Source organism: Stenotrophobium rhamnosiphilum (assembly GCF_003052265.1).
GTDB lineage: Bacteria > Pseudomonadota > Gammaproteobacteria > Nevskiales > Nevskiaceae > Stenotrophobium > Stenotrophobium rhamnosiphilum.
In genome coordinates this window covers 438,875-451,305 of the sequence record NZ_QANS01000002.1, presented here as the reverse complement: position 1 = coordinate 451,305, position 12,431 = coordinate 438,875, and the positions used below count along the sequence as shown (strand labels likewise).

Sequence of the window (12,431 nt, the reverse complement as noted above, 5' to 3'; positions counted from 1 at the left end):
TACTGAAGAAAATAGATCGAAGTAAATATTTTTTGGGATAGAAGAATGAGCAAAACCCACGCTGGTTCATGTTTATGCGGGGCGGTTCGCTATGAAGTTGATGGCGAGTTTGAGCGTTTCTATCTTTGCCATTGCGAGCATTGCCGCAAAGGTACGGGCTCCGCTCACGGGGCCAATCTGTTTTCATCGCAGGCCACGTTGAAGTGGATTGCGGGCCAGGACAAGGTGACGTTCTTTAACCTGCCATCAACCCGACACAGCAGAAGCTTTTGCTCTATTTGTGGATCAGCGCTGCCGAGTGCGCAGGCGGAAGGAAAGTTGGTCGTGGTGCCTGCGGGGAGTTTGGATGCTGTGGTTGAAAAGAAGCCGGATGCTCACTTATTCATGTCGAGCAAGGCGGGTTGGGACAATGGACTGGAAGAAATTCCTAAGATGGAAAAGTATCCGGTCTAGGCGAGGCAGCGAAAATGAAACCACGCATTACAGTCATCACGCTTGGCGTTAACGATCTTGAAGCATCGTTAAAGTTTTATCGCGATGGCTTGGGCTTTGAGACTGAGGGCATCATCGGCCAAGAGTTTGAATATGGTGCGGTGGTGTTTATTCAATTGCAGCCGGGTTTGCGTTTGGCGCTGTGGACTCGAAAAAGTATCAGTCATGACACGGGCGTTGCGCTGAGTCCTGCAAGTGCCATTGAGATGACGCTTGGTCATAACGTTTCTTCAAAAGAAGAAGTGGACGCTGTGATGGCAAAGGCGACTTCTGCTGGCGCAAAGATTGTGAAGGCTGCGCACGATACGTTCTGGGGTGGTTATTCGGGATACTTCCAGGATCCGGATGGGCATCTTTGGGAAGTGGTGTGGAATCCGGCTTGGGCTGAATGAATGTAGGGCGGGAGCATCCCGCCTTTCGCGGAAGGCGGGATGCTCCCGCCCTACGAAATCCTTAAATGTCGTGAACGCTTAGTGAGTCTATTGGCGCTTGTTCGCGCTCATTGAGGCCGTAATCACGCATGACGCTTGCTACGCGTAGGCGATAATTTTCGAAGAAAGATTTGCGTCCTTTCTCTTGGGCGCGGCGATGTACTTCCAGATTGCGCCATTGCTTCACGGCTTCTTCGTCGCGCCAGAAGGAAAGGGAGAGAATCTTGCCGGGTTGGGTCAGGCTTTCGAAGCGTTCGACGCTGATGAAGCCGTCGATCTTTTCAAGATGAGGACGCAGTGCCGTGGCGGTATCGAGATAGGCCGCTCTGCGGCTTTCGATGGGGATCACTTCGAAGATGACGGCGATCATGTTTCTTCCTTGAGACCAGAGATTTTGTAGGGCGGGAGTATCCCGCCTTTCGCGGAAGGCGGGATGCTCCCGCCCTACGTTTAAGGTTGTTTGTATTCGGTGTTCTGCAGTTCTGTTAGGCGTGCTTTGCGCTCTTTAGTGGGGAGTTTAGAGAGCGCTTTGGCGGCCGCATAGAATGCTGTCCAGTTCTCTTCGCTCTGACGAAACAGAGTTGCGAATGCAGGCACGTATTCGTCATACAAACCAAAGGGTAGCAAGCGAGCGTTGTTGAGTTCTTTGGAGAACCAACGGTCGTATCCGGAATAATCTTTCCACGCACCTTCGCGCAGACCTTGGTATTCGCTGTTCAAACGTACGAACTCGGTTGCTTTGCCGCTGCGCTTGGCGTCGGCGGGTGCGTTGCTCTCGTAGAGCATTTGCAGACGCCTGCGTGAGGCAAGAACGAGTTCTGTGAATTGGCGCTCTCGTTGACGTCTTAATTTATCTGCAGCGCTATCGCCGCCGTGCAGGGCCAGATACTGCCGCAATCCTTCTTCGCCGACGAAGTTGGCAAAAGATTCGTTAAACACGGTGTCGTCTTTTATATAGAGCTGCTGATGCGCGAGTTCGTGGAAGACGGTGCTGATCAGCACAGCGTCTGACCAGTTCATCATCGTGTTGATTACCGGATCATCAAACCAGCCGAGTGTGGAATAGGCGGGCACGCCGGAGACATAGACATCGTTGTCTTGCGCCTTCAGCTCATCGGATTTTTCCTGCGCCTGCTGCTGATCAAAGTAACCGCGATAGGCGAGGCAGCCGACAAATAGAAAGCAGTGCTCGATCGGTTTGAGCGAAAGCTCTGGTGTGGCAAAAACATTCCACACCACATAAGGACGCTTGAGGTCGGCGTATTCGGTATAGCTGTCGTTATCAGGCAGGCCGAGATGTTGCGTGGCAAATGCTCGGGCATCCAAGACTTTGCTGAGACGCTCGCGCAGCGCGGGGTCTTGTTTCTCATCTTTGACGATGTCGCGTATTGGGACGCGTGCGGACATCAACTCATGCTGACCCTGCGCCAGGCGCGTGTAGTAGGCCAGATTGCTGCAAGCGCAGAGTGGCAACACGGTTAGGAGTAGCGCGGCGCGCAGGATGGATGAGAGTGGAAAGCGCATGCGGGCAGTGTATCGAACCCTCATGCGGTGCACGACGCTCGTGCATGGCGGAGATTTTTACGCACCATGATCGGGAGTGGTGCGTTGCCATGCCTTAATTTCGTGCACGGTTTTAAAGCGCGCGCGGATAAATCCCATTAAAAGCCATGCAGGCTTTTGGCACGCCGCTTGCTTCATTAAAGATGAGTTGGTGGCTAGGGTTCCAGCTTCGCGGGTTTGGCGAAGTGTTTGGTCCGAGAGCTGCCGTCCGGTTTAACACCGGAGCACGGCGGGATAAAAGCCCGGGAGACCTCGACCAGCCGGATTGGCAAGGTTCGAGCGTGTTTGTGCCCGTGCCTCGTCGATCCTCCGTCATTTATGGAATGTGAGGGTTGAAAATGAAGTTCTCCAAATCGTCTGTCTCTAAATTGTTGCTCGCTGCGGCGTTTTGCACGGCGACATTCGCGATGCCCGCACAGGCTGCGCCTAAAAAAGAATTCAATGTGGCTTGGTCGATCTATGTCGGCTGGATGCCATGGCCTTATGCCGATCAAGCCGGCATCGTTAAGAAGTGGGCCGACAAGTACGGCATCAAGATCAAAGTTACGCAGATCAACGACTACGTTGAGTCGATCAACCAGTACACCGCTGGCAAGTTCGACGGTGTGGTGATGACCAATATGGACGCACTGACGATTCCTGCTGCTGGCGGTGTTGATACCACGGCAGTGATCATCGGCGACTACTCCAACGGTAATGATGGCGTGGTGCTGAAGAATGCAAAGACCCTAGGAGCCATCAAAGGCCAGAGCGTGAATCTGGTTGAGTTCTCGGTTTCGCACTACTTGCTGGCACGCGGTTTGTCGTCGGTTGGTCTTGCTGAAAAAGACATCAAGACGGTCAACACTTCAGATGCTGACATCGTCTCCGCTTATAAAGCCGCAGGCACCACCGCATTGGTGACCTGGAATCCGCAGCTCTCCGAGATCAACGCTGAACCGACCGCAACCATGGTGTTCGACTCCAGCAAGATTCCTGGCGAAATCATCGACACGATGAGCGTGAACACCAAGACGCTGAAAGACAACCCTGCACTCGGTAAAGCGCTGGTCGGCATTTGGTTTGAAACGCTCAAGCTGATGCAGGACCCGGTCAAGGGCAAGGCTGCGCGTGAAGCGATGGCGAAATTGTCTGGCTCATCAATCGCAAGTTTCGAAGGTCAGCTCAAGACCACCAAGATGTTCTACACGCCTGCTGAAGCGGTGAACTTTACGAGCGACCCTAAGCTGGTGAAGACAATGGATCTGGTCAGCGGCTTCTCGTTCGATCACGGCTTACTTGGTCAAGGCGTTGCCAGCAAGGATGCGATTGGTATTGCTTTCCCAGGCGGCGCAACGCTGGGCGACAAGAAGAACATCAAGCTGCGCTTTGATGCGAGCTTCATGAAGTTGGCCGCAGACGGCAAGCTTTAATCGATAACGACCGAGACCGGGGAGATCTATGCGTCGTGTGATGAACATAAGGCCGGGCCGTGCGCGCTGGGTTTTAGCGCTGCTGCCGTTCGCGCTGATTCTGTTGGCGTACATGATGGGATCAGCGCATCGCCGCGCAGAAAATCCTAGCGACAAAGTGTTGCCACCGATTAGTGAGATGGCCAGCGCGGTGCATCGCGTAGCGTTCGAAGAAGACAAGCGTACGGGCCAATACCTGTTCTGGACGGATACAAAGTCGAGCCTTAAACGTTTGTCGATTGGTCTCTCCGTGTCGGTCGCGTTCGCATTGGTCTTGGGTCTGCTGATCGGATTGCTGCCAGTAGCCAACGCTACGTTCTCGCCACTGACTGCAGTGTTGTCGATGGTTCCACCGATGGCGATTCTGCCGATCTTGTTCATCGTCTTTGGTCTGGATGAGTTGTCCAAGGTGATGCTGATCATCATCGGCGTAACGCCTTGTCTGGTGCGCGATCTGTCATTCACCGTCAGCAGTTTGCCGCGTGAGCAATTGGTGAAAGCGCAATCGCTTGGCGCATCAACATGGCAAACGCTGATCCGCGTGGCGCTGCCGCAGGCGATGCCGCGTTTGATCGAGTCACTGCGTTTATCTCTGGGCCCTGCATTTCTGTTTCTGATTTCTGCAGAAGCAATCTCGGCCGATAGCGGCTTGGGTTATCGCATCTTCTTGCTGCGTCGTTATCTGGCGATGGACACCATCCTGCCTTACGTCATCTGGATCACGCTGTTGGCCTTCCTGTTGGATTTCGCACTTGCACAGATTTCACGTCGCGCTTTCCCTTGGGCGCATAACGCGGAGCGCACATCATGAGCGCGCTCAGTATTAAGAATGTCTGGATCGAGTACGGCGCTCAGGTGGTGTTGGAGCGTGTCAGTCTGGAGATTGAAGCGGGCGCATTCGTTGCCATTGTTGGTCCTTCTGGCTGCGGCAAGACTAGTTTTCTGCGCTTGCTGTTAGGGCAGGAGAGTCCTGCACGCGGCACGATCCTGCTTGATGGCAAACCAATGCCTAGTGAACCGGGCCCTGATCGTGGCGTGGTGTTTCAACGTTACTCCGTGTTTCCGCATCTCACGGTGTTGGGCAATGTTTTACTCGGGCCTGAACTCGAAGCATCACCGATATTGGGCCGCACTTTTGGTAAGTGTCGACGTCAGTTGGTGGAACGTGCACGTGTGCTGCTAACGGAAGTGGGCTTGGGCGATTCGCTGGACAAATATCCCACGCAGCTTTCGGGTGGCATGCAACAGCGCCTGGCCTTGGTGCAGGCGTTGATCCGTCAGCCACGCGTGTTGTTGCTGGATGAACCTTTCGGTGCACTTGATCCGGGCATCCGTGGAGAAATCCATGTGCTGATGAAAAAGCTCTGGAAAGAAACCGGCGTGACCATCGTGATGGTGACGCACGATCTTCGCGAAGCATTTCTGCTTGGCACGCGCGTAGTCGTGTTTGATCGCCTACGTAATCGTCCGGAAGAAAAGCAGCGTTACGGCGCAACCATTAGCCAGAACATCGAAGTCCATCGTCGGCGTGTGCCGGGGCAGGATTTTCATGAGAGAATTGCTGAAGACTCAGATCGGGACGACCCGGTCGCTGTGGAAACTACTCGTCGGGACGACCCGGCAACCACACACTAAGACGCCGCAGCGTCTTTGGAGTCCGTCATGTCCATGACAGTAAATGTGTCAGCTAATACGGCTGCACATATCGAACAGAATCGCAGTCGTTATTTGGAACTCAAAGCCGCAGGGCAGGGTTCTCAGCGTCCATTGCCGCCCCACACGCAGCGCAATGGTGCCGCGCTAGATGCTTCTAAGATTACGCATCGCGAAGTGATTCCCGGTGGCTGGTACTGGCCTGTGCGTATAGAGCGTGGACAGACTTTACGTTTGCTCAACGTGAATGCCACGCCCGGTATCTCCGTGATGATCTGGAATGCCGATGACACGTCCGAGCGTTACAACGCAGGTGACACCGTCAAAGTGCAGTGGACGGCAGAGCTACGCAAAGGTCGCGTGTTGTTCTCGGATATGGGCCGCGTGCTGGCCTCAATCACGGAAGACACTTGTGGTCGCCATGACACGCTGGTGGGTGGCAGCACTTCCAAATCCAATCTGGAAAAATATGGTGACGCCAGCCTGCGTAACAGCCGCGACAATCTGATGCTTGCTGCTGGCAAGTATGGTTTGAGCCGTCGTGACCTCGCGCCAGCGATCACTTTCTTTGCGCCAGTCAGCACGGATGCCGAAGGACGCTTTGTCTGGAATGAAGGCGTTCTTCAAAGTGGTGACTTCGTTGATCTGCGCGCAGACATGAATTTGCTGATTGCTGTCTCAAACTGCCCGCATCCGCTGGCTCCTGCTGCGACATATGCTCCATCAGATATCGAAGCCATCGTCTTTCAAGCTGAACCGGTTCAACCCGACGATCTCTGTCGCAGCCTGAGTGCTGAGGCGAGTCGCGGATTCGAAAACACTGATCCGCTATTTCGCTAAGGAGACGCCATGAACACTTCAAACATTGGCGCATCACGCGAAGCTGCTAGCGCCATCTATGACTTCACCATTCCTGCACTCGCGCCGTGGTCTGGCTTGGTCAAGCGCGGTCAGGTGATTCGCATTGTTGATCTCGAAGGTCAGCAGGCGGTCGATACTTTGTTTTATCGCGTTGATGATTTCAGCGAGCGTTACAGCGCTCAAGACACGCTGCGCGCACAAGGCTCGGCGTATGTAGTGACAGGCACGACGCTGCTTTCCAACGAAGGCCGCGAGATGTTGACCGTGACGGACAACACCGGTGGCGCACACGATACCTCCGCCGGTGCATGCTCCTGCGAGAGCAACACGGTGCGCTTCGGTCATCACACCAAATACATGCACGCTTGCCGCGAGAACTTCCTGCTGGAAGTCTCACGCCACGGCATGGACAAGCGCGACATCGTCGCCAACATCAACTTCTTCATGAATGTGCCGGTTGAACCGGATGGTCGCCTCGCGATTGTCGATGGTGTCTCCAAACCGGGTGACTACGTCGAGATGCGTGCCGAGATGGACGTGCTTTGCGTCATCTCGAATTGCCCACAGGTGAACAACCCCTGCAATGGCTTCAATCCCACGCCTGTGCGCGTGTTGATCTTCGCGAGTTAGGCCATGTTCACGAAAATACTAATCGCTAACCGCGGCGAAATCGCGGGTCGAGTTGTTCGCACTGTTCGCAAGATGGGACTGTCGTCTGTTGCGGTGTATTCCGATGCGGATCGTTTCTCTTCATCAGTGCTGTCCGCAGACGAAGCCATGCATGTCGGTGCTGCCCCAGCGCGTGAGAGTTATCTCAAGGTCGATGCCATCATCGAGGCTTGCCTCAAGACTGGTGCGCAAGCTGTGCATCCGGGCTATGGCTTCCTGAGTGAGAACGCCGCGTTCTGCGAGAAGCTTGCTGAACACGGTATCCGCTTCATCGGCCCACGCCCTGAGCATCTTCGTGAGTTTGGTCTCAAGCACACCGCACGTGAGATCGCACAGAAGAGCGGCGTGCCTTTATTGCCGGGCAGTGGCTTGCTGGATGACGTTGAACAAGCGTTGAGCGAAGCAACACGCATTGGCTATCCGGTGATGCTCAAGAGCACGGCGGGTGGTGGCGGTATCGGCATGCAGCTTTGCCATGATGCTGCAGAGCTGCGCTCAAAGTTTGAAGCCGTACAGCGCATGGCAACGGCCAGCTTTGGCGATGCCCGCGTTTATCTCGAATGCTTCATCTCTACCGCGCGCCACGTTGAAGTGCAGATCTTTGGTGACGGCAAGGGCAGAGTGGTGTCGCTGGGTGAGCGTGATTGCTCACTGCAACGTCGCAATCAAAAAGTCGTAGAAGAAACGCCAGCGCCGGGCCTGACGGACGCAATGCGTCAACGCCTTTACGCTGCAGCGCGTTCGCTTGGCGAAGCAGTGAAGTACGAATCTGCAGGCACCGTTGAATTCATCTACGACGTCGCACGTGAAGACTTCTACTTTCTGGAAGTGAATACGCGCTTGCAGGTTGAACACCCAGTCACTGAATCTGTATTCGGTATCGACCTCGTTGAGTGGATGATCAAACAAGCCGCGGGTGAACTGGTGTTGCCTGCACAGGAAACGCTGGTGCCGAAAGGTGCATCGGTCGAAGTGCGTCTCTATGCCGAAAATCCGCAACAGGATTTCCGCCCGTCGACGGGCCTGCTGACGGAAGTGAGCTTCCCTGAAGGCGTTCGCGTTGATGGCTGGATTGAGACAGGCACAGAAGTTTCGCAGTACTACGATCCGATGCTAGCCAAGATTATCGCTTACGGTGATGACCGTCAGGCAGCGATCAGCAATCTGGCGAAGGCGCTTGAAGAGACCACGGTTCGCGGCATCGAAACCAATCTGGGTTATTTGCGCGCGGTGATCGCGTCGGACGAATTCCTCAGCGGCAACGTTGCGACACGCGTCCTTAAAGATTTCGTATTCCAGCCCAATGTGATTGAAGTGATCGCGCCCGGCGCGCAGACCAGTGTGCAGGATTGGCCGGGTCGTCTTGGATATTGGGGCGTTGGCATTCCGCCTTCAGGCCCGATGGATGATCGCTCATTCCGGTTGGCCAACCGCATCGTCGGCAATCGCGAAGGCGCAGCCGCACTTGAATGCACGATGATGGGTCCGACACTGAAGTTTCGCTGCGACACGGTCATTGCACTAACCGGCGCAGCCATGCGCGCGACCTTGGATGATCAGCCGCTCTCGTTCTACGAGCCCATCGAAGTCCGCGCAGGGCAGGTACTTGCACTCGGCACCATCGAAGGCGCAGGCCAGCGCTGCTATCTCGCACTGCGTGGCGGTCTTGATGTCGCGCAGTATCTCGGCTCTGGCGCAACGTTCAGTTTGGGTGGTTTTGGTGGGCACGCCACTGGCGTTCTTAAAGCGGGCGATACGCTGCATATTGACAGTGTTGGTTCTGCTGAATCCGCACCTGCAGTGCTGGCCTTCAACGAACGTCCAGTACTGAGCCGCAGTTGGACGATCAGTGTTCACTATGGTCCGCACGGCGCACCTGATTTCTTTACGGACTTCGATATCGAAGCGCTCTACAGCGCCGAGTACGAAGTGCACTTCAACTCCGCGCGCACTGGCGTTCGCTTGATGGGCCCACGCCCGCAGTGGGCGCGTGCGGATGGTGGCGAAGCAGGGCTGCATCCTTCAAACATTCACGACAACGCTTACGCCATCGGTGCGATCGACTTCACTGGCGATATGCCGATCATCCTCGGCCCTGATGGTCCGAGCCTCGGCGGTTTTGTTTGCCCAGCTGTCATCGCGCGTGATGATCTTTGGAAGACCGGTCAGCTCAAGCCCGGTGACAAGATTCGTTTTGTTCCTGCTGAGGCAGCAAAGACGGTGCAAGTCAATGCGCCAAAAATTGCTGATCTAGGCTCGCCAATCTTGGCGCGCTCTGATGAAGGCCCAGTGCCTGTGGTTTATCGCCGCTGCGGTGATGACTACTTGCTCGTTGAATACGGCCCGATGGCGCTGGATCTTGCGTTGCGTCTACGTGTGCACCTGCTCTCAGAAGCAGTCAGCGCAGCAAAGCTGCCGGGCATCATTGATCTCACCGCGGGCATTCGCTCGCTGCAAATCCATTTCGATAGTCACGTCCTCAAGCGTCAGCGCTTGCTTGATGTTCTTGCTGAAATCGAACGTGCATTGCCACGCGCAGAAGATGTCACGCTGCCAAGCCGTATCGTGCATCTGCCGCTGTCGTGGAACGATCCACAGATTCAGCTGGCGATGCGTAAGTATCAGGAACTGGTGCGTCCCAACGCGCCATGGTGCCCGGACAATATCGAGTTCATCCGTCGCATTAACGGTCTCGATTCCATCGACGATGTGCATCGCATCGTGTTCGACGCGAGCTATTTGGTGATGGGCTTGGGCGACGTTTATCTTGGCGCACCAGTGGCAACACCAGTAGATCCACGTCATCGCCTCGTCACCACCAAGTACAACCCGGCGCGTACCTGGACGCCAGAGAATGCGGTGGGCATCGGCGGCGCTTATCTTTGCGTGTACGGCATGGAAGGTCCGGGTGGCTATCAGTTGTTTGGCCGCACAATCCAGATGTGGAATCGCTGGCGCAAGACCGAAGCCTTCGAGCAACCTTGGTTGCTGCGCTGCTTTGATCAAATCCGTTTCTTTGAAGTGAGTGACGCAGAGCTTGAAGAAGCGCGTGCAGCATTCCCGCATGGCCGTTATCCCATCAAGATCGAAAACACCACGTTCTCGTATGCGGATTACGCCAAGTTCCTCGACAGCAACGCTGCCGACATCAATGCCTTCAAGAGCCGTCAACAAACAGCGTTTGAAGCTGAGCGTGCAGATTGGAAAGAGCGTGGTCTCGATAGTTTCAGCGTTGACGATGTTGTCGCAGATATGGGCGGTGATGACATTCCCGCAGGCTGCAGCGCGGTGAATGCACAGGTCACTGGCAACGTCTGGAAGATTCAGGTTGAAGAAGGCGCCACTGTTGAGCGTGGGCAAGTTCTGGTCGTCGTTGAATCCATGAAGATGGAAATGGAAATCCTCGCCCCAGCATCCGGCAAGATTCGCGAACTGCGTTGCCAGCCCGGTCGCACAGTGCAATCAGGGCAGGTCATCGCAGTACTGGAGGACGCCTGAGATGTTGCCGCAGATATTCACGATCGCTGATCTGCATGCGCGTTACGCTGAAGGCAGTCTGACGCCGCTGGCTTTGGTTGATGAAGTGTTGCAGCGTATTGCTGCGAGCACGGACAAAGCCGTCTGGATCAGCCGCGTCTCTGATGCTGCGTTGCGTGATGCTGCACGAGCGTTGATGAAGGCGGGCTCGCCTTCTGCGAATCAGCCACTGTGGGGCATTCCATTCGCGGTCAAAGACAACATCGATTGCGCCGGACTTGATACGACCGCAGCTTGTCCCAGCTTTGCTTATCGACCACAGGAAGACGCCGCAGTTGTCGCGCGATTGCGTGCGGCAGGCGCTTTGCTGATTGGCAAAACCAATCTCGATCAATTCGCCACTGGCCTCAATGGCACACGCTCTCCGTACGGTGCGCCTCGCAGCGTGTTCGACTCGCGCTACATCTCTGGCGGTTCGAGTTCCGGATCGGCGGTGTCAGTAGCGGCAGGGCAGGTTTGTTTCTCGTTGGGCACCGACACCGCGGGTTCTGGTCGCGTGCCGGCATCGTTCAACAATCTCATCGGCATCAAGCCGACTAAAGGTTTGTTGCCTGCGCACGGTGTTGTGCCTGCTTGCCGCAGTCTGGATTGCGTCACGGTGTTCGCGGCTACAACGCGTGACGCCGATCAAGTGCGTCGCATTGCGCAAGGTGATGACGTTCGTGATCCCTATGCGCGTACGGCGCCGCAGCGTCCATTGCCTGTTTCCGGATTTCGTTTTGCAGTGTTGCCAGCGGCTCAACGTGAGTTCTACGGTGACAATGAAGCTGCTCTTCTCTACACAGAAAGCATTGAACGCTTGAAAGGACTCGGCGGTGTGGCGGTGGATTTTGATTACACACCGTTCCGTGAAGCAGCCAGCCTGCTTTATTCAGGAGGCTTCGTCGCCGAGCGTCTTGAACCGCTGCGCGAGTTTATTCATGGGCGCGCCGCAGAGATGGATGCGACGGTGTATCGCATCATCAGTGGGGCTTCGCGCTTCACCGCGGCAGATCTGTTTGCCGATATGACCACGCTAACGGCTTTGCGCCGTAAGACGGATGCCGCGTGGACACAATTCGATCTGATGTTGCTGCCGACGTCGCCGACAACTTATCGCGTTGATGAGATGCAGGCAGATCCGGTGCAACTCAATTCACGCTTGGGCCTCTATACCAACTTCGTCAATCTGCTCGATTGCTGTGCTGTAGCCGTACCTGCAGGTTTCCGCAAAAACGGCTTGCCCTTTGGCGTTTCACTGATTGCACCTGCGTTTGCTGATGATGCTTTGGCCGTGTTGGCAGAACGACTGCATCGCAGCGGCGCATTTGGTTTAGGCATTGATCGCGATGCCACAATTTTGGAGTCAACAATGTCTATTCCTGTTCATAGCGATGATCGCATCGTGATTGCTGTTGTCGGCGCACATCTCACTGGCATGCCACTGAATCACGAACTAACAGGACCGGGCGGTACTTTGGTTCGCAAAGCGCGCACGACTAAAAACTACCGCTTCTATGTTCTGCCCAACACCACGCCAAAGAAGCCAGGCCTGATCTATGCGCCGGACGCTGAAGGGCCGGGGATTGAGTTGGAGCTTTGGTCATTGCCTGCGGCAGCGTTTGGACAATTCGTTGCACGCATTCCGTCGCCGTTAGGGATTGGCAAACTGAAGCTGGAAGACGGCACTGAGGCCAGCGGATTTCTTTGTGAAGCCTACGCTGTGGTGGGTGCGCAGGAGATTACGGAGCTTGGTGGTTGGCGTGCTTATCTTGCAAATGCTGCTGCAAAATAA

The 12,431-nt window shown here is 55.3% G+C and carries 11 protein-coding genes and 1 riboswitch; of the genes, 9 read left to right on the top strand and 2 right to left on the bottom strand.

The features are described 5' to 3' along the window. Positions 1–45 precede the first annotated feature (45 nt). Together CJD38_RS06010 and CJD38_RS06005 are read left to right on the top strand one after the other, a co-directional pair. Entirely contained in the window at positions 46–453 is a 408-nt protein-coding gene (locus tag CJD38_RS06010) for a GFA family protein (RefSeq protein WP_107939402.1), read from the top strand. A 14-nt stretch (positions 454–467) separates the two neighbouring features. After that, a complete protein-coding gene (locus CJD38_RS06005) occupies positions 468–884 on the top strand; it encodes a VOC family protein (RefSeq protein WP_107939401.1) in 417 nt (138 codons plus the stop codon). Between the two features lie 61 nt (positions 885–945). Here the strand turns inward: CJD38_RS06005 and CJD38_RS06000 are convergent, their stop codons facing one another. Next, positions 946–1,293 carry an antibiotic biosynthesis monooxygenase family protein gene (locus tag CJD38_RS06000; protein ID WP_107939400.1) on the bottom strand — a complete coding sequence of 116 codons (348 nt, stop codon included), beginning with the start codon at positions 1,291–1,293 and terminating at the stop codon, positions 946–948. 80 nt (positions 1,294–1,373) lie between these two features. Then, the gene (locus tag CJD38_RS05995) at positions 1,374–2,447 is read right to left on the bottom strand and encodes an aminopeptidase (RefSeq protein WP_107939399.1); all 1,074 of its coding nucleotides are present in this window, start codon (positions 2,445–2,447) and stop codon (positions 1,374–1,376) included. A gap of 183 nt (positions 2,448–2,630) precedes the next feature. Then, positions 2,631–2,737: riboswitch (guanidine-I (ykkC/yxkD leader) on the top strand. An 87-nt stretch (positions 2,738–2,824) separates the two neighbouring features. Here CJD38_RS05995 and CJD38_RS05990 point away from each other — a divergent pair. From CJD38_RS05990 to atzF, 7 genes are read left to right on the top strand one after another with little or no spacing between them, the layout of a single operon-like run. After that, a complete protein-coding gene (locus CJD38_RS05990) occupies positions 2,825–3,898 on the top strand; it encodes a putative urea ABC transporter substrate-binding protein (protein ID WP_107939398.1) in 1,074 nt (357 codons plus the stop codon). Positions 3,899–3,926: 28 nt separating this feature from the next. Continuing rightward, positions 3,927–4,748, top strand: a complete 822-nt coding sequence (locus CJD38_RS05985) for an ABC transporter permease (RefSeq protein ID WP_107939397.1) — start codon at positions 3,927–3,929, stop codon at positions 4,746–4,748. Beyond that, entirely contained in the window at positions 4,745–5,572 is an 828-nt protein-coding gene (locus CJD38_RS05980) for an ABC transporter ATP-binding protein (RefSeq protein ID WP_107939396.1), read from the top strand. The genes CJD38_RS05985 and CJD38_RS05980 overlap by 4 nt, the downstream gene beginning before the upstream one ends. Positions 5,573–5,599: 27 nt before the next feature. Continuing rightward, entirely contained in the window at positions 5,600–6,430 is an 831-nt protein-coding gene (locus tag CJD38_RS05975) for an urea amidolyase associated protein UAAP1 (RefSeq protein ID WP_206362898.1), read from the top strand. 9 nt (positions 6,431–6,439) lie between these two features. Beyond that, complete coding sequence (locus CJD38_RS05970) at positions 6,440–7,081, top strand: urea amidolyase associated protein UAAP2 (RefSeq protein ID WP_107939394.1); 642 nt, start codon at positions 6,440–6,442, stop codon at positions 7,079–7,081. A 3-nt stretch (positions 7,082–7,084) separates the two neighbouring features. Beyond that, on the top strand, positions 7,085–10,618 hold the full coding sequence (gene uca, locus CJD38_RS05965; RefSeq protein WP_107939393.1) for an urea carboxylase: 3,534 nt from the start codon (positions 7,085–7,087) through the stop codon (positions 10,616–10,618). 1 nt (position 10,619) lies between these two features. After that, positions 10,620–12,431 (top strand): allophanate hydrolase, encoded by a 1,812-nt coding sequence (gene atzF, locus CJD38_RS05960; protein WP_107939392.1) that lies wholly within the window; start codon positions 10,620–10,622, stop codon positions 12,429–12,431.